Annotated in this window: 16 protein-coding genes; 7 read left to right on the top strand and 9 right to left on the bottom strand. The window is 70.9% G+C overall.

Translation table 11 applies throughout. The annotated features are described in order from the left end of the window. Positions 1 to 43: 43 nt before the first annotated feature. Complete coding sequence (locus BKH33_RS05655) at positions 44 to 1,045, bottom strand: metallophosphoesterase (RefSeq protein WP_003784047.1); 1,002 nt, start codon at positions 1,043 to 1,045, stop codon at positions 44 to 46. A gap of 51 nt (positions 1,046 to 1,096) precedes the next feature. Then, on the bottom strand, positions 1,097 to 3,184 hold the full coding sequence (locus BKH33_RS05650; RefSeq protein ID WP_003784045.1) for a transglycosylase domain-containing protein: 2,088 nt from the start codon (positions 3,182 to 3,184) through the stop codon (positions 1,097 to 1,099). 519 nt (positions 3,185 to 3,703) lie between these two features. Between BKH33_RS05650 and BKH33_RS05645 the strand changes: the two genes are divergently transcribed. Then, complete coding sequence (locus BKH33_RS05645; RefSeq protein WP_043539532.1) at positions 3,704 to 4,039, top strand: WhiB family transcriptional regulator; 336 nt, start codon at positions 3,704 to 3,706, stop codon at positions 4,037 to 4,039. Positions 4,040 to 4,093: 54 nt separating this feature from the next. After that, positions 4,094 to 4,285 (top strand): Sp36 family protein, encoded by a 192-nt coding sequence (locus tag BKH33_RS05640; protein WP_003784042.1) that lies wholly within the window; start codon positions 4,094 to 4,096, stop codon positions 4,283 to 4,285. 194 nt (positions 4,286 to 4,479) lie between these two features. On the opposite strand, the gene BKH33_RS05635 is transcribed toward BKH33_RS05640, so the two are convergent. Beyond that, positions 4,480 to 5,157 carry a Crp/Fnr family transcriptional regulator gene (locus BKH33_RS05635; RefSeq protein WP_003779318.1) on the bottom strand — a complete coding sequence of 226 codons (678 nt, stop codon included), beginning with the start codon at positions 5,155 to 5,157 and terminating at the stop codon, positions 4,480 to 4,482. A 390-nt stretch (positions 5,158 to 5,547) separates the two neighbouring features. On the opposite strand from BKH33_RS05635, the gene nth reads away from it, so the two are divergent. From nth to BKH33_RS05620, 3 genes are all read left to right on the top strand, one after another. Beyond that, positions 5,548 to 6,186, top strand: coding sequence for an endonuclease III (nth, locus tag BKH33_RS05630; protein ID WP_309314267.1), 639 nt, complete (start codon positions 5,548 to 5,550; stop codon positions 6,184 to 6,186). A gap of 117 nt (positions 6,187 to 6,303) precedes the next feature. Continuing rightward, positions 6,304 to 7,143, top strand: a complete 840-nt coding sequence (locus BKH33_RS05625; RefSeq protein ID WP_076142633.1) for an ABC transporter ATP-binding protein — start codon at positions 6,304 to 6,306, stop codon at positions 7,141 to 7,143. Positions 7,144 to 7,164: 21 nt separating this feature from the next. Then, a complete protein-coding gene (locus tag BKH33_RS05620) occupies positions 7,165 to 8,553 on the top strand; it encodes an ABC transporter permease (RefSeq protein WP_003782720.1) in 1,389 nt (462 codons plus the stop codon). A gap of 14 nt (positions 8,554 to 8,567) precedes the next feature. Here the strand turns inward: BKH33_RS05620 and BKH33_RS05615 are convergent, their stop codons facing one another. Continuing rightward, a complete protein-coding gene (locus BKH33_RS05615) occupies positions 8,568 to 9,470 on the bottom strand; it encodes an alpha/beta fold hydrolase (RefSeq protein WP_076070821.1) in 903 nt (300 codons plus the stop codon). A 215-nt stretch (positions 9,471 to 9,685) separates the two neighbouring features. On the opposite strand from BKH33_RS05615, the gene BKH33_RS05610 reads away from it, so the two are divergent. Further along, a complete protein-coding gene (locus BKH33_RS05610) occupies positions 9,686 to 10,447 on the top strand; it encodes a TMEM175 family protein (RefSeq protein ID WP_003784914.1) in 762 nt (253 codons plus the stop codon). Here the strand turns inward: BKH33_RS05610 and BKH33_RS05605 are convergent. The 4 genes from BKH33_RS05605 to BKH33_RS05590 form a co-directional block, all read right to left on the bottom strand. Further along, on the bottom strand, positions 10,428 to 10,751 hold the full coding sequence (locus BKH33_RS05605; RefSeq protein ID WP_003784915.1) for a branched-chain amino acid transporter permease: 324 nt from the start codon (positions 10,749 to 10,751) through the stop codon (positions 10,428 to 10,430). The two genes, BKH33_RS05610 and BKH33_RS05605, sit on opposite strands and share 20 nt — an antisense overlap. Further along, the gene (locus BKH33_RS05600; RefSeq protein ID WP_076070833.1) at positions 10,745 to 11,473 is read right to left on the bottom strand and encodes an AzlC family ABC transporter permease; all 729 of its coding nucleotides are present in this window, start codon (positions 11,471 to 11,473) and stop codon (positions 10,745 to 10,747) included. Before BKH33_RS05600 ends, BKH33_RS05605 begins: the two co-directional genes overlap by 7 nt. Positions 11,474 to 11,537: 64 nt before the next feature. Continuing rightward, a complete protein-coding gene (locus BKH33_RS14075) occupies positions 11,538 to 14,285 on the bottom strand; it encodes a hypothetical protein (RefSeq protein ID WP_232621528.1) in 2,748 nt (915 codons plus the stop codon). Positions 14,286 to 14,379: 94 nt separating this feature from the next. Then, entirely contained in the window at positions 14,380 to 15,321 is a 942-nt protein-coding gene (locus BKH33_RS05590; protein ID WP_232621527.1) for a hypothetical protein, read from the bottom strand. A 147-nt stretch (positions 15,322 to 15,468) separates the two neighbouring features. Here BKH33_RS05590 and BKH33_RS05585 point away from each other — a divergent pair, with 147 nt between their 5' ends. Continuing rightward, the gene (locus BKH33_RS05585) at positions 15,469 to 16,452 is read left to right on the top strand and encodes a Fic family protein (RefSeq protein WP_373692701.1); all 984 of its coding nucleotides are present in this window, start codon (positions 15,469 to 15,471) and stop codon (positions 16,450 to 16,452) included. Between the two features lie 25 nt (positions 16,453 to 16,477). Here the strand turns inward: BKH33_RS05585 and BKH33_RS05580 are convergent, their stop codons facing one another. Further along, positions 16,478 to 17,392 carry an HAD family hydrolase gene (locus BKH33_RS05580; RefSeq protein ID WP_081392123.1) on the bottom strand — a complete coding sequence of 305 codons (915 nt, stop codon included), beginning with the start codon at positions 17,390 to 17,392 and terminating at the stop codon, positions 16,478 to 16,480. Positions 17,393 to 17,492 lie beyond the last annotated feature (100 nt).

Below are 17,492 nucleotides of genomic sequence, written 5' to 3'. Positions count from 1 at the left end.
CATCTATGAAGTTTTGGTCGAAGTTGGTGGCGTGCGCCGTCCCTCAGGCCGGCAGCAGCCGCAGCAGCGTGGCCTCGGGCCGGCAGGCCAGGCGCACGGGCGTGAAGGGACTCGTTCCGAGCCCGGCCGAGACATGCAGGTACATGTGGTCTGTCGTGCGCGGGTCCCCGAGCCTCCCCGGCCACTGCGACAGCCCCGAGGCCCGGCCCCGGTCCAGGTCGCAGTTGGTGACCAGCGCCCCCACCCCGGGCACACACAGCTGCCCGCCGTGGGTGTGCCCGGCCAGGGTCAGGTCGACGTCGTCTGCCGACATCGCCTCCAGGACCCGCCGGTAGGGGGCATGTGTGAGTCCCAGTCGCAGGACCCGGCCCTCGCGGTCACGGATCGCGGGCAGGGAGAGGGCCGAGGTCGATCCGGACGATGCCGTGTCGCCATCCGCCCCGGGGGCGGGGAAGACGTCGCGGTTGGCGTGCGGGTCGTCGACGCCGATCAGCTCGATGCGCCGCCCGCGCACGGTCAGCGAGCCGCGCCGGTTGGTCAGATCCAACCAGCCTCCGGCGGTCTGCAGGTCGCGGATCTCCTCCCAGGGGAGGGCCTCGATGTCCTCGTCGCGCACACGGCTGGAGGCCTTGCGCGGGTCGCGGTGCAGGTAGCGCGTGGGCAGGCGGAAGACGGTCGTGCGGTAGTCGTGGTCGCCCATGACGAAGGCGCCGGGCAGGCCGGTCAGCGGATCGAGCGCCCGTCGCAGCGGCTCCAGCCCGGAGGCCAGGGACAGGTTGTCACCGGTGTTGATGACGACGTCGGGACGCAGCGTTGCCAGATGGCGCACCCAGGCGACCCGCGCCTCGGTGCGGTCCGTCAGGTGCAGATCGGACAGGTGGAGCACCGTGAGAGGCTCCTCGTCGGCGGCGAGCACCGGCACGTCGATGCGTCGTAGAACGGGGCACCTGGCCTCAACGAGGCTGTAGGCCAACGTGGCCGCCCCCAGGGCGGCAGTGGCGCCGATGACGGACAGAGCGGCGCGGCCGGCAGGGCAGGGCGTCATGGGGAGTCGGGTCCTCTTCTGTGCAGTTGTGGTTCGCGGGGAGCCCGTCGCTCACCCGTGGGAGGGAATGGGCAGGACCGGGTCGTTCCCCACGGCCTGAGACATGTAGTCGCGCCACATCGGCACGGCGATCGTGTTTCCGTACATGACGTCGACGTAGTGCGGGCCGATCTGCTGGTAGTTGAGGGTCCTGGGGCTGCCGGCGTGACCGATCCAGACCGCGGTGGCCAGCTGCGGGGTGAAGCCGACGAACCAGGCGTCATTGTTGTCATCCGTGGTTCCGGTCTTGCCCCCGATTGGTCGGCCGAAGACGGCTTGCTGGGCCGTTCCGCCCCTCTGTGACGTGGCCGTCAAGGTGGACGCCGTCAGATCGGCGGCGCCCTGATCCATCGCCTGAGTGCAGTCGGCGCTGGGAACGGCCATGGAGGTACCGCTGGCGTCCAGGATCCGGTCGATGGCGATGGGCTTGCAGTACTTGCCGCCGGAGGCGAAGGTCGCGTAGGCGTTGGCCATGCTCAGGGGCGGAACGTTCTGAGAACCCAGCACGATCGAGGGGCGCGCATCCAGTGGGGTTCCGTCGGCCTTCGTCACTCCGATGGAGGAGGCGAAGTTCGTGACGGCGCAGACGTCCATCCGGCTGAGCATCTCTGCGTAGGCGACGTTGATGGACATCTTCGTGGCCTCAGTGACGTTGGTGGAACGGTTGAGGGACGGGTCGACGTTCTTCGGTGCCCAGGTCGGGTCGTTGTTCTCCGGGGCACAGGGAATGTTCCACTGGAAGGTTCGGGGGACGGCGCTGAGCCCTGCGCCTGCGGAGTTACCTTCCTTGAACCACTCGGCCAGGATGAGGGCCTTGAAGGTCGAGCCCGGCTGGAAGCCGACGGTACCGTCACTGAGCTCGATACCGCCGTGCTTGGCGTCCGCGGCGTAGACGAGCTGAGTGTCGCTGCTGTCGGGGCCTCCGTCACCGTAGTTGCTGTTCTGGGCCAATGCCTGGATCCGGCCCGTACCCGGCTCGATGGAGGCGATGGTCGTGTCGGTGCCCGATGCGTCGCCAGTGGGGACATTGGACTGAATGACGTTGTCGGCGGCGCTCTGCCGCTGAAGGTTCAAGGTGGTGGTGATCTTCAGACCGCCGCGCGTCAGGAGCTGGCGGCGGGAGGCGACGTCGGGCCCGAAGTTCTCCGAACCGAGGACCTCATTGACCACGTAGGAGCAGAAGTAGGCGGCGGATCCCGCAGCACCGCAGCCGGCCGGGGACTCCGAGACGTGGAGCATGCTCGCGATCGGGGTGGCCACGGCCTGGTCGTACTGCGCCTTGGTAATGAACTTCTCCTCCAGCATCTTGGTCAGCACCCAGTCCATGCGGTTCTTGGCCAGCTCGGGCTGGGTGACGGGGTCGTAGGCGCTGGGGGCGTTGGTGGTGCCGGCCATGAGGGCGGCCTCGGCCACCGTCAGGTCCTTGGCCGACTTACTGAAGTAGTGCCGGGCGGAGGCCTCCACTCCATAGGTGGAGGGGCTGAAGGCGGCGATGTTGAGATAGCCCTCGAGAATCTGCTGCTTGGAGTACTTCTGCTCCAGGCTGAGGGCGAACTTCATCTCCCGCAGCTTGCGGGCCACGGTGCTCTCGGTGGCGTCCTTGATGATCTTGTGGTCATCGTTCTTCAGACCGGTCTCGATGAGCGTGTTGCGCACGTACTGCTGTGTGAGTGTCGAGGCGCCCTGACGCGATCCACCGGCGTTGTTGGAGACCAGGGCTCGAACCATACCGGTGGGGTCAACCCCCTGGTGCTGGTAGAAGCGCTGGTCCTCCACGGCGACGATCGCGTTCTGCATGTTGACGGAGATCGAGCTCAGGGGCACGACGATGCGGTTCTCCGCGTAGAACTTGGTGATCTCGGTTCCGTCGGCGGCCAGGAGGGTCGAGATCTGGCTGGGCTGCTGGACGTTGAAATCGCTGGGAAGCTCCTCGAAGAGCTCAGCGGAGGCCCGGGTCAGTGCTGCCGTGACGCCCACGAACGGAGCGGCGAAGCCTGCGGACAGGATGCCGCCGACGCTCGAGAGCACCAGAAAGACCACGAGCATCGAGACGACCTGGGGTGGAGTCAGAGAGCGTCCGCGCGCAGAGGAGTTCGCCATGGCGCCAGCCTACGTGGAATCTCTTGGAGGATGCAGTGGCATAGACCCCCCTCGGCCTGAGAAGACCCTTGGAGAGGGGCTCGGTGGCGCCGCAGGCGAGGGAGTGTGAGCCGGTGTGATGTCGTCGGCAGCGCGTGCGGAAGCGGGGCGGTCCGGCCACATGGTGAGACAGCACTCAACATCCAGTTAATTCCTAGGAAATGTTCAGGTCTGGGTTGCGGGCGGGTCACGGTTCGTTGGCACCCTTCGGTGCTTGGGGGTGCTCCTCCGACCGTGAGAACCGGATTCTTCAACCTTGTGAAAGATGAGTCCCCGATGGGTTCGACGTCCAGTATTTGGCTCGCTATCAGAGAACTCCTCTTGATCGTGCTGGTGTTTGGCGGTCTGGGGGAGGTGAGTGGCGGTCAAACCGCTTGGACCACAGAAATGGGATTTGGCGTGCGGCGCTCGGTTGCCATACGGTAACGGCTGTGACGTGGCCGACAACGGCGTTGGCCGTTGATTGAATCGGGAGTGAGCATGACTCAAGACGACCAGACCTGGGCGGCCAGAGCGGCCTGCGCGACCGTCGAGCCCGACCAGCTCTTCGGTAAAGGGGCTGAGCAGCGCGATGCCAGATCGCTGTGCTTCGCGTGTCCGGTTCGTATGGACTGTCTGGCCGAGGCGCTCAACTCCGAGTCCAGCTTCGGGGTCTGGGGCGGCCTGACTGAGCGGGAGAGGCGGGCCCTGCTGCGGCGCTTCCCCGAGGTCGATGACTGGGGGCTGTGGCTTCAGCGCGAGGACGATGAGCTCGTCGCCGAGATCCATGCCCGTCGCGCCCCTCGCATCCTGGCCCGGGTGCGCTGCGCCTCGTGAGGTCTCCCGCGGCCGGACTTCCGACGCCTTGCGCCGGGCTCTAGGCTGAGCCTCATGACTGCATCTTCTGAGCACGTATCCGGGGCCCCGACCGCCTGGGAGTACGCCACCGTTCCCCTCATCACTCACGCCACCAAGCAGATTCTCGATCAGTGGGGCGCTGACGGCTGGGAGCTCGTCCAGGTCGTGCCCGGCCCGTCCGGTACCGAGAACCTCGTCGCCTACCTCAAGCGTCCCCGGCCCTGAGAGGCGCTCGTCGCTGACGCGGGCGAGTACTGGCACCAACATCACGCCGCGTCCGCGGTCCGCAGGTGGCGGACCGCGGACGCGGCGTCGTCCGTGCTGTCGTCAGCAGCGTGCGGGGCGCATCGTCACCCGATCGGCACCCGGCCGGAGTGCTCGGTGCGCGGCGCGGAGGGCTCGCGACCCGAGACGGGCCCTCAGCGGGCGCGACGGCGCAGTCGGTCGACGTCGAGCAGCGTGACGGCTCGTCCCTCCAGGCGGATCCAGCCGCGGGAGACGAACTCGGCCAGCGACTTGTTGACCGTCTCGCGAGAGGCACCCACCAGCTGGGCGAGCTCCTCCTGAGTGAGGTCGTGGGGGACGTGGACGCCGTCGTCGGTGGGTGAGCCGAAGCGGTCGGCCAGGTCCAGCAGGGCCTTGGCCACGCGGCCGGGCACGTCGGAGAAGACGAGGTCGGCCAGTGCGGTGTTGGTGCGGCGCAGGCGCTGGGCCAGGGCGCGCAGCATGTCCTTGGCCAGCTGCGGGTGGGACTCCACGAAGGTCATGAGCTGGTTGTGGTCCAGTGTCAGGAGCTCGGTGGGGGCCACGGCGGTGGCGGTGGTGGAGCGCGGGCCCGGGTCGAACAGGGTCAGCTCGCCGACGATCTCGCCGGGGCCGAGCACCGCGAGCAGGTTCTCGCGGCCGTCGGCGCTGGCGTGGCCGAGCTTCACTTTTCCGGAGAGGAGAATGTAGAGGCGGTCGCCTGAGTCGCCCTCGTTGAAGAGGGTCTCGCCACGGCGCAGAGTCGTCTGCGTCATCATGGCGCGCAGTTCCTCCTGCTCATCCGGGCTCAGGCCCTCGAAGAGCGGGATCCTGGAGATAATGCTGTCTTCCACGGAGATCCTCCTGGTGGTTAGGGGGCTGGCATCCCGCATGCGGGAGCCCTCGGGTCTATCCTGCCACGGCTTGTGACCTGTGGCACGCCGTCGAGCATTGTAGCCTCCGTGTGTTGCAGGTCAAAGGGGGGTGAGCAAAATCGGGTGCGTCGTGTGACACGGTCCCATCCATGAGGTTGCGGGGCGGTGGTGGGATCGACTGCAATGGCGATCTCTGGAGGAAGGCCCGGTCTGAGCCGGACCAGGGCTCGGACCAAGGCCCGGATGAGGGCTCCGGTGGCGCCGGTGGTGCTGCCGATGAGATCGCGGAGAGAGGACGCAGTGCGCAGGGCAGTGAGCAGTGAGGTTGCGGCGGCTGACGCAGTCCCCGAGGTCTCCGAGGTGCCGACAATGGCTGACCCGGCCTGGCGTGCGGGCGCCGTCGACGACGAGCTCATGGCCCTCTACCCCGACGCCGCCTGCGCCCTCGAGCACGACGGCCCCTTCCAGCTGCTCGTGGCCACCGTCCTGTCGGCCCAGACCACCGACGCGCGCGTCAACACCGTCACTCCCGAGCTCTTCAAGCGCTACCCCGACGCCGCCGCCCTGGGGGCCGCCCGGCGCGAGGACCTCGAGGCGATCCTGCGGCCACTGGGCTTTCAACGGGCCAAGGCCGGCCACCTGCTGGGCATCGGTCAGGCTCTCGATGAGCGTTTCTGCGGCCGGGTCCCGCGCAGCCGCGAGGAACTCGTCTCCCTGCCGGGGGTGGGGCGCAAGACCGCCAACGTCGTGCTCGGCAACGCCTTCGGACAGCCCGCTATCACCGTGGACACCCACGTGGGGAGGCTCTCACGCCGCCTGGGGTGGACGACGTCGAAGGACCCGGTGCGCGTGGAGAAGGACATCGCGTCCCTGTGGGAGCCGTGGCGCTGGACCGACGGCTGCCACCGGCTCATCGAGCACGGGCGCCGGGTGTGCTCGGCCCGCTCGCCGCGCTGCGGTGAGTGCGCGCTGCTCGAGGCCGGGCTGTGCCCGCAGGTGGGCGTTTGACGGACGTCTGAGAGCGGTGCTCGCGGAGGCGGCCCGGACCGGTGTCGGGCTAGCCCCACCCCCGATCCGCCAGATGGCCGGATGGGATGGGATGGTCGGCGCCGTCAGAGTGGAGGTATGACTGCTCACCCGTCCTTCACCCCCTCCGATCCGACCACCGCCTCCGCCTCATCCCTGCCATCCACGACGCCGCCTCCCGGGCCGGGCTCCTCGTCGCCCGTCGCCATCCGCCTGCGCGGCCTCACCCGCGTCTACGAGGTCCCCGGACGCCAGGACGCCCGGGTCACCGCCCTGGATCACGTCGACGCCGACCTGCCCGAAGGCAGCTTCACCGCCGTCGTCGGAGCCTCCGGATCGGGCAAGTCGACGCTGCTGCACTGCGTGGCCGGCCTCGATGAGCCCACCGACGGCCAGGTGACCATGCTCGGCACCGTCACCTCCGGGATGCGGCCCGCCGAGCGCGCCCGCTTCCGCGCCCGCCACGTCGGCTTCGTCTTCCAGGAGTACAACCTCATCGCCTCCCTGAGTGCCGCCGACAACGTCTCCATGCCCTCGCGCCTGGCTGGGCGTCCCCTGAGTGACGCCCAGACCCGGGCGGCCCTCGACGCCGTCGGGCTCGCTCACCGCGCCGGCCTCAAGCCTCACCAGCTCTCCGGCGGGGAGCGCCAGCGCGTGGCCATCGCCCGCGTCATGGCCAGCCGGCCCCGGATCGTCTTCGCCGACGAGCCCACCGGCGCCCTCGACCTGAGCTCGGCCGCCCTCGTCCTGGACTGGCTGCGCCGGCTCACCGAGCAGGGCGCCACCGTGGTCATGGTGACCCACGACGTCGAGGCAGCCGCCAAGGCCGACGCGGTCGCCGTCATGAGTCAGGGCCACCTGGTGCAGTGGACCAGCTGCCGTGATGCCCGTCAGATCGCCGAGCTCGTCCACACCGCCCGCGCCTCACGCGCCGCCTGACCGGGACAGGAGTAGAAGAACATGGTCACACTCATCTGGAACGACCTGCGCCACCACGCCCGCCAGTGGCTGTGGTCGCTGCTCGTCGCCACCGTCGGCGGAGCCATCATCGGCGTCATCATCACCGCCTGGTACAGCGCCCTGAGCTGGGCCCAGGCCCAGGGCTCGGCCGAGCTCATCAACGCCGCCCACATCATCGGCTCCAGCCTTGTCTCCTACGTGGGGGTGGCCACTGCCGTCATCCTGTCCACGACGCTCGGCCTGACCGTCTCGGCTCAGCAGCGCTCCCACGCGCTGTGGAAGGTCCTGGGCATCCCCGGCAGCCGCATCCGCCGCATCATCCTGGCGCAGGTCGGGGTGATCGGGCTGCTCGGAGGCGTCATTGGGGCGGTGGCCAGCCTGCCGCTGGTCCGCGTCTACCTGCTCACCTGGCGGGAGTTCGATGTGTTTCCTCAGAATCTGCCCATCATCATGCCGGGCTTCGGGGTGCCGTTGACCATCGCCGTGACGATGCTGTTCTGCGTCCTGGGCGCGATGGGGCCGGCCCGGCGGGCGGCGTCGGTCCCCGAGATGCAGGCGCTGCGGGAGGCCACAGCCCCGCAGACCCGGACCCGGTGGTGGCAGTGGGTAGTTGTCGGCATCATGCTCCTGGGGCTGGTCTTGACCCCCTTCGAGAGCTCTCTACCCATGAGCGACGCGGAGAGGGCGGAGATGGCCACGTCCGGTATGAACCTCAACGACCCGGGGGATCGCGCGATGGCCGGCGCCTCCATGGGGCTCCTCGCCGCGATCGCCGCCCTGAGCGTGCCGAACTGGACGCTGCGGCCACTGCTGACCTGGTGGACCGCCCTCATCCCGGGCCGCAGCCCCGCCTGGTTCGCCGCCCGCGCCAACGCCCGCCACCGCGCCTCCCTGTCGATGACGACGATCGTCCCCTTCGCCATCGCCGTGGCCCTGACCGGCACCGTCTACGCTGCCGTCGGGGCCGGCCAGGCCACCGGCGCGCAGGGCTCGGTCAACGGGTTCCTCTCTGTCGGGGTTCCAACCTTCTTCATTTCCGGTGTTGGCGGGATCGCCAACATCGCCATGGTGGGGCGGGCCCGGCGCCAGGAGGGCGCGCTGCTGGGGGTCATCGGGGCGCGCACCCGTACGGTTCTGGCCTCCACCGCGCTGGAGGGCGTCATCTACGCCGTCACCGGCATCATCTTCGGGCTGGCGGCCACCGCCGTCAGCGCCGTCTACGCCGCGCTGTACTCCGGGGGCGGGACGGCGGTCCTGGTCGCCTCGGTCCCGGTGGGGCTGCTGGCCCTCGTCAGCGGGATCTCGCTGGCGCTCGCGGTGGCGACCACCTGGCTGCCCGCCCAGCTCGACCGACGCTCCCTCATGGACAACCTGCGCCAGCCGGTGTGAGGCGGCGCCGGGCGTCAGACCGCCGGGGCGACGCCGGCCAGGAAGGGCATCAGGGCCCGGACGAGCTCGGCCGGGGCCTCCTCCTGAGGGAAGTGGCCGGAACGGCGGATCGTCGCCTGGCGCAGGTTGCCGGTGACGTGGTGGGTGTCGCGCGCGTATGCCTGGGCGGGCTGAACCGGGTCGAGCTGGCCCTGGACCGACAGGACGGGCACCGTCACCGGCCGCTCCAGCGCCGCCGTCTCCGCCCGGGACAGCATGAGGTTGCGCAGCGGCTCCAGGGCGCTGCGGGCGGCGCCCGGGCGGGACAGGAGCTCGGCGTAGTAGGAGGCCTCCTCTGCCACCGCCTCCCGGGTATGCGGTCCGGCCCAGGAGCGCAGCAGGCCCTCCAGGGCGCTGCGGCTGCGCAGTCGCCGCTCGGCCAGGCCCGGGACCTGCAGGCTCGCGTACTGCAGCGCCGGCCCTGACAGTGCCCGGGACCGCAGTGAGCGCAGGGCCAGGGGGTGGGGGGCGCCCACCGGAACGATCGCCCTCGTCAGGTCCGGGGCCACGTGCGGCAGGGCCCAGGCGACCTGACCGCCGAGCCCGGCACCGATGACCACGGCCCGCTCGTGGCCCAGGGAGCGGACCACGGCGGCGATGTCCTGTGCCAGCGTCACCAGGTCGTAGCCCGACGGCGGTCGGTCCGAGCCTCCGAAACCGCGCAGGTCGAGGGCCGCCACACGGTGCCCGGCCTGAGCCAGGGCGGGGATGACATGGCGCCAGGTCCACCAGCACTCGGGGAAGCCGTGGATCAGGAGGGTCAGCAACCCGCTGCCGCTCGGGGCCTCGGGGCCCGCCAGCGCGACATGGAAGCGGGTGCCGCGGGCGGTGAGGTTGCGGTGGTTCCAGGGGCCGGGGCGATTGACGTCAACAGGCACGGACGCAGCCTACTGGTCGGCACCCGGTAACGCTGACGGGGACGTCTGAGGCGTACGGGGACAGACATCCTGTACCCCTGCACGTGAGACGTCCCCGGCTGCAATGAAAGGTCCCAGCTGGCGCAGAATATCCCCGGCGGCAGTAAGGTGGAACGGATGGCCTCGCGCGCGTCATAGGTTTCCACCAGCAGCCGGAGGGAACGGAGGGGAGCGGCATGACCACTGATCATCACCATGACACCGATGAGGACTCTGCTGACCGCCATGAGACTGCAGCCTCCGACGCCGTTGCTGACTGGGAGCCCGAGATCGAGCCCTCCGCCGACGTCAGCGGCGGAGGAGGGGATGAGCCGGCACTGATCTCGCCCGGACGCCTGGAGGCCTTCAGCGACGGCGTCATCGCCATCGCCATCACGCTCCTGAGCCTGGAGATCAAGCTGCCCGAGGACGGCGGGAGCCTGCTTCGCTCCCTGGCTTCCCTGTGGCCCGGCTACGTGGGCTTCGTCCTCAGCTTCCTCCTGGTGGGGCAGGTCTGGCTCAATCATCACGCCATCTTCACGAGGGTGCGCAGCGTCGACCAGTGGATGCTCATCTGCAACCTCTTCCTCCTGCTCGACGTCGCCTTCCTGCCCTTCGCAACCTCGGTGCTGACGCGTTCCCTAGAGTCCGGGCACGACGAGCGCACGGGCGCCGTCTTCTACGGGGTGGTCATGGTGGTCGGTGGACTGTTCTTCAACGCCCTGTGGCGTGCGGCGATCCGGGACCGGAGCCGCCTGCGGCCGGAGGTGACGCAGGCGGAGGTGCGGTCCATGACCCGGCGCTTCGCGATGGGGCCGTGGCTGTACGCGCTGGCCGCACTGCTGGGCCTGGTCAGCGCCTGGCTGAGCGTGGTCACCTACGTGGCCCTCATCGTCTTCTACATGGCCGGCCACCGGCCGCGGATAGAAGGAGGGCGGGTCAGCCCAGCAGGAGGCTGAGGGCGACGTAGACGCCGGTGCCGCCGATGAGCGACAGCCCGATCGAGCGCCGCCACAGGTGCAGGCCCGCCGTCGCCCCGATGCCGCCGGCAGCCGGCAGCCAGGTGGACGGCGCCAGGCTCACGCCGCCCAGTGTGTAGGCCACCAGCACGATCATGACGCCCAGAGGCATGGCCCGGGACAGGAAGGCCAGCAGCGCGTTGTCCTTGCGTCCTCGCAGCAGAACGAAGGGAGCGATCCGGCAGACGAAGGTGATGACGGCGACGACCACGACAGCGATTGCGATCTGCGGGTTGGTCAGCACTGCTCGTCCTCCTGCCCCGACGTCGGTGCCGGCGAGGCGGGCCGGTGAGCGCGCCAGGCGTACAGACCCACTAGGCCGACGGCGAGCGTCACCAGCGCGGTCAGCAGCGCCGCCGACCCACCCATCGCCAGGCCGACGCCGCCGGCCACCAGTCCCAGGCACAGCACCCCGATATCGGGGTGGTTGCGCCAGTTCTCGATGGCCAGGACCACGAACAGCGACGTGAGCACGAAACCGAGCAGCTCGATGCGCTCACCCACCACGGAGGCCAGCACCGTCCCGGCCAGCGCTCCGATGGTCGTGCCCGTCACCCAGGAGATATGGCTGATCGCCTCGACGGCCACCAGGTAGCGCCCGCTCATGGCTCGCCGGTCGCGGGCCGCCAGCAGCGCGTAGACCTCATCGGTGATGGCGTGGACGGCGTAGAGGCGGGTGAGCGCCCTGCCGCGCACCCGGTCCAGGGGGAACCCCAGGCCGTAGAAGATGTGCCTGCCCGAGACGAAGCCGGTGGACAGGGCGATGGTCGCCAGCGGCTCGCCGCCACCGGCCAGGGGCACCAGCAGCATCTGCATGGTTCCGGAGTAGATGACCAGGCTCCACACCGGCGCCCACCACCAGGCGAGCCCCTCGGCGACCAGCAGCATCCCGGCCGCCAGCCCCAGCGTCACGTATCCGACGACGATGGGCACCGCATCGCGAGCGGCGTCGGCGACTGTCCGCATCCGTGGGGTCGGCTGCGAAGGCGCCCCGGAGGGGACCTCCGCGGGCGACTGGGCGGCGTCGGACTCAGTCACGGCGGCCGCGGTCGTCGGCCTCCTGCTCGCGCTGACCGGAACGGCGCGCCAGGTGGGCGACAACGGCGACCATGATCGTCAGCACGCCCATGAGGATGAAGCGCCCGGACAGACCGTCGTCCATGACATAGGTGGACAGGGCGCGCCCCAGGTCGGAGTGGGCCTGGAGCCGGTCGACCGTCGGGCCGAGGATCGACCGGACGACCCCGGGCATGAGCACGAAGGGCAGTCCGATGACTGTGCTCAAGGCGCCGACGACGAAAGCCCCCAGGGATGATCGCGAGATCATGAACAGGGCTGCGGCGCAGGCCGCGGTCCCACCCAGGATCTCCAGGGCTCCCACCGGAGAGGCGGCGGCCGGCCAGGCCGAGGGGTTGCCGCCGGTCAAGGAGGCGGCGCCGTCGTGCACGAGGAACCAGGCCAGAGGGAACAGGACGACGGCGATGAGCACCCCGGCCCAGTGGGTCTCGGTGCGTGAGCTCACGGGACGCAGGACGCTGGTGGCGCCCTTGAGGAGGATCGAGTCGTCATCCTCGGTGGAGCCGGTCATAGCGGCGGCGGCCTGCCGGGCGCGCGAACGGCCGCGCTCCTCGGGGTCGTCGCTCTCCAGGGCGTCGGCGCTCGCGGAGAACCCCCGGGCGGTGGAGGTTGAGGGCCAGCTGGGCTCCTGCGGCGAGGACTGCCGCGACGGCGTCTCGGCCGGTGCGGAGCTCGGCGCCGGGGCTGAGGCGGATGTCGCCGCGGAGGTGGCGCTGTCCGTCGCCGACATCGACTGTGCGGTTGCCGCGGACTGGGCTGCGGGAGCGGGCTGGTAGGTCTGGGGCGCTGTCGAGCTCGGTGCCGACGCCGATCCCGCTGTCGTGGAGGCGGCGCTCGACGCGGCCGTGGCCGCCTGGGCTGCCGTGGCTGCTTGAGTCGCCGCGGTCGCTGCGGAGGCCGCGGATGCCGCCCTGCCCTGGGCAGGAGCCTGAGAGCGGTAGCCGGAGAGTCCGGCCGGCGGGGCTGAGGCGGACGCGGATGCCGCCGGACGGTGTGCGGAGAGGCCGGCTGCGCCGTCCGTCGAGAACGCAGGGCGCGTCGAGGAGGTCGACTCGGCTGAACGCGCCGTGGAGGCACTCGCCCCGGAGGCGGTGCTGGCCAGCTGGGCCGCGGGGGTCGCCGGCCAGGAGGGCGCCGAGGGGCGGTTGTCCACCGAGGCGCCTGCGGGAGCAGTGGGCTCCGAGGCCTTGGCCTCTGACGGCTGAGCGGGCTCCGGCTCGGCCGTGTCCGTGACCGGTTTCGGAGTCGGTTGTGCGGCCGACGAGGCTGTGGGCGTGACCGCCGATGGTGCGGGGGACGTGGCGGATGGCGCTGATGTCGCCGACGTGACTACCGGCCGAGCCGGCGCCGCACTAGCCGGGGAGCTCGCCGCGGCCCTCGATGGCGTGGATGCTGCTGTCCCGGCAGTGGGGCCAGTGGTGTCGACCGAGACCGCCTGATCGGCCTCCTCCGGTGACGCCGGAGTCCTGGAGGCGGCGGCCCGCGGGGCTGGGACCTCCGTCTGCGAGGCCATGGATGACGGGGCGGCTGCCTGCTGCACTGCCTCCTCGCCGTCAGTCTCGTCACCATCGTCGGTGATGCTCGTGTCCGCCGACGTCGGTGCCCTCGGAGCCTCGGAGACGGCGTGGGTGTCCTGGTCCCCGCGGTCCTCTGGCTCGGTTGCGTCCTCCGGTTCGGCGGGGTCCTCGGCGGTGTCGGCCACGGGTGCGCGCACCGCTGTGTCTGCCGCCGCCGCTGTCGTCGTGGCGGCCGGCGTTGTGGCAGTCGCACTGACCGCACCTGCGGGTGCCTCGTCCTCCTCTCCCTCCTGCTCGGGGGACGACGGCGTCTCCGCGGTGGACGTGGCGGAGGCAGTATCTTCCCGGTCTTCCCGACCCTCCCGGTCCTCCGGCTCAGCCGGCTCCGGGGCCGCGGGGGTGGCCGGGGCCGCGGGGGGCGTGTCGGTCTCGGAGGCTGTGGGGAGGGGCTCCGATGCGCTGGCGACCTCGGGCTGTGCCGGCTTGGTCGACGGCCCGGGCCTCGCCTCCCCCGGAACCGAGGACGGCGGAATCGACGGCGGCATGCCCTTGCCTGTGGTCCCGGTGACTGTCCCCGTCACGGCCTGCCTCACTGGCGCGGAGGACTCGGGCGGCGTCGGCGCCGCCTGAGTGACCACCGGGCGGGGGGAGGAGTCCTCCGGGCGTAGCGGGTCCTGGGCGGGGCGGCCGACCGGGAACGTGCCGATCTGAGCCTCCTCGGGGGCCGCTGACGTCGGCTCATCAGAGAGCCCCCCGGTCTCCTCAACATCCTCGGCCGCGTGGTCGTCTGCGTCATCTGCGTCGTCGGCGGTGTCAACGGCCTTGGTGGCCTCGCTCCCCGGAGATCTGGGAGGGAGAGTCTGCCTGTGGATGTTCAGGGTGTCGACATCATCATCCGCAGCGTCTTCGGCCGATCCTGCCGATCCTGCCGAATTGGCTGATCCGACCGTGCCGGCGGCCTCGTCCGGGTCCTCCGCCGTTGCCGCGGCACCGGGTGCTGAGGGGACGGATGGAGAGGCCTGGGTGACCTTGCCGGCCAGGCTCTTGACGGACGCCTCGCCCTGGGGAGCATGCGCGGCCACCGGGCTGGTGACGGGAGTCGCCGCTGACGCGGAGGCTGAGCCGACGTCGTCGGGCGTGCCGGGCGTCTGCGGGGCGGGGCGGTCTGTGTTATCGGTGCTCACGAGGTCTCCTTACGCATGCACACGGTAGTTGTCAGGGCGGGGACGCCGAAAGGGGCACGGTCATTCTCAGGACACGCCTGTGGGCATGGGACCCTCAGGCACCGGAGCGCAACCTGGCCAGTGCGTTGGCACGACCTTGGCGGCGAGCCATATGTGCTCCCCAGCCGATCGCCATGAGCTCGATACCGATGGCGGCGAGCACGACGGCGTCGGGACCGTAAGGCAGGAGCCTGGAGACCAGATGGCCGCCAGGGATCATATCGCCACTGAGCTTCGGCACCGCCACCAGGATGAGGATCGGTCCGGTGACGCGCGTGCCGAGGGTGGAGTGCGCCGTCGAGGCACCGGCTGCTGACAGCGCGATGAAGGAGACGAGGACCGCTGCGAGCATCAGCGGCCCGGTCTGGATGCCGGGGGCAACCGCTCGCATGTAGGAACGGGGCAGCAGGAAGGCTGCGAGCGCCAGCCCGGCCACCACCCAGGGCAGGGACAGGAGGTGGTCGCGCCGGCGCGAGGGGGGTGGTGTCGGGGTTGAGCCCACGGTCCGGTCGGCCTGGGTGAGCCGGAAGGCGGCGTGCCCCTGCGCATGACCGGCGCGGCGGGCCTGACGCATGCCCCAGGAGCCGCCGAGCCACAGACCTGCCAGAACGAGTACGAAGCCGGTCCTGATCAGACTCTGCAGCCACTTCTCGGACAGGGAGGCCGCATGGATGGGAGCCAGGAACACCATTGACTGCGCCGCCAGCGCGGTCAGCCCTGCAACGAGTGCGCCCAGCGAGGATCGGCTGGCGAACAGCGCGGCGGCGGAGGCGGAGAGCAGCAGGATGGCGGAGAGCAGCAGGGCGGTGCGCAGGATCTGGGTCGGTGCGGCGTCGGCCAGCCCCAGCAGGACGGAGGTGACCGGGGCGAAGATGGCTCCGACGACGGCCGTGAGCACGTAGTCGGGCCTGCGGCTGCGTGGTGCCTGCCCTGACGCGCCCGAGGATGCGGACGGCGGGGCGGAGCCGGGGCCGTGATGGGAGGGGGAGTCACTCACCTGATTGAGTCTAGGGGGTGTGCTCGGTCTGTGCCGGTCTGTGGTGGCTCATGTGGGTTCCGCCGGGCTCCGAGACGTCGAGGCCCAGAGGGGAGGCGCCTGTGGTCGGGGTCGGTCATGGTGTGCCACAGTGGGTGCGTGGTGCGAATGACTGTAGGGATCGGGCCAACTGCGGCCGGAGTGCCGAAGCGGCGTGCTCAGGTCGAGGTGATGGGCCGCCCCGGCGTGTCGACCGGGCGGTCGAATGCTGGGGAGTCCCCGGTACTGAAGGCGCTGAGCCAGGTGGCCGCCGACGAGCGGGTGCGAGCCGCCGAGGCGGCGGTGCGTGAGGCCTGCGGCGAGCTGCGCTGGAACGAGGCCCTGCGGCGCCGGTGGCGGGAGGCCCGCGCCGAGGCTGCGATCCGAGGGGCCATTGCCTCCGGAGGCGTTGAGGGCGCGGTCGTCTCCGCCGAGGTCCTGCGCGAGCACGTGGCCGCGGGCTCCCTGACCGAGGCCGCCACGGGCGATCCGGGCCTGGACGCCGTTGCCGGGCTGTGGCGCGCCGGGAGCCGCCTGGTCGGCTGGATGCCGGATCTGGTGGGGCGGGGACGTCCGGTGGTGCCCCCGGCGCGCTCGCTGCTGGCCATGTTGCACCGAGACGTTGCCGGCCCGTTGGCGGCCGGCGGCCGGGTCGGGCTGGAGGAGGTCGGCGTGCCGCGCACCGGGCGGATCCGCGTGCGCGAGGGAGGTCCGGGCGCGGCCCCGCAGGAGGAGGAGCTGGCGGCGCGGATGGAGGGGCTTCTGGAGCTCATCGAGGCGGAGCGGGCGCCGGCACTGGTGCGGGCGGCCATCGTCCACGCCGAGATGCTGTCGGCGCGACCCTTCACCGCCGGGAACGCCGCGGTGGGCCGGCTGCTGGTGCGCCACCTGCTGGTGCGCGACGGGGTCGAGCCGACGGGCACCGCGGTCAGCGATCTCTACCCCGGCCGGGTGCCAGGGGCCTATGCCGAGGCCGCCGGCGCCTACGCGTCCGGGACGATGGAGGGGGTTGCGGCCTGGGTGGTGTGGCAGGCCGAGGCGGTACTGGCGGGGGTTCAGGAGGCTCAGCGCCTGTGCCGGGCGGTGCAGGCGGGAACCTGGCGTGCTGGTTGATCCCGGGAGGGCTCGGGCAGCCGATTCAGGCGCTGTGGCGTGAACCGTGACGGGCGACGAGCCAGGCGGCGGTGCCTCCGACGGCGAGCACGCCGGCGGCACCGGCGATGAGGGAGGCCCGAGTCGACAGGTGCGGGGGCTTCCAGCGCGGCCGCAGCCGCACCGGACGGGCGAAGTCGCGCACCGGCCAGTCGCGCTCCTGGGCCATGCGCCGCAGGTCCCGGTCGGGGTTGACCGCCACGGGGTGGCCGACGGCGCTGAGCATCGGCTCATCGGAGATGGAGTCGGAGTAGGCCCAGCACCGGGCCGGGTCGATACCGTGGGCGGCGGCATCCTCGCGCAGCGCCACCACTTTCTCCGAGTGCAGCATGGAGCGGGTGATCCGCCCGGTGAACAGCCCGTCCTCGCCGACCTCCATGCGGGTGGCCACGGCGCGGTCGGCGCCCACGAGGCGGGCGATGGGGGCGACCATCTCGATGATGGAGGCGGAGACGACCACCACGTCGTGCCCGGCCCGGCGGTGGGCCTCGATGAGGTCGAGGGCCTCGGCATAGACGGCCGGCTCGATCGCTGTGGCCAGGGCGCCCTCGACGACCTCCATCAGGTCGTGGCGACTGATCCCGGCGGAGACGAGAGCCAGGTGCTCCATGAGGCTGTTGGACCGGCGGGCGCCGGCGCCGACCAGGAGATAGGGGATCTGGGCGATGAGCCCGTACGCCAGCGTTCGTGAGGAGATGAGGCCGCTGCGTCGCATCGGGGTGCCCAGTGCCCAGGTCGACGACGTCGCCAGAATCGTCTTGTCCAGGTCGAAGTAGGCCGCCGCGCGGTGCCCGGTGGGTGCGGGTGCGGCCGCAGCAGGCAGTACCGGTGCGGCGATGGGGGAAGCCGCCGGTGACGCCGCTGTCTGGGAGGGATCGCTTGCGCTGGGCTGAGCGCTCATGGCCCCATCTCATCACGAGCAGGCCCGCGCTGTCAGGTGTGTGACCCCCTCGCCCCCGAGCGTTGCTGCCGCGGCAGCAACGCTCGGCGCCTGTGGCGGG

The organism is Actinomyces naeslundii (genome assembly GCF_001956585.1).
GTDB classification, from domain to species: domain Bacteria; phylum Actinomycetota; class Actinomycetes; order Actinomycetales; family Actinomycetaceae; genus Actinomyces; species Actinomyces naeslundii.
This window is presented reverse-complemented; position numbering and strand designations above follow the sequence as displayed.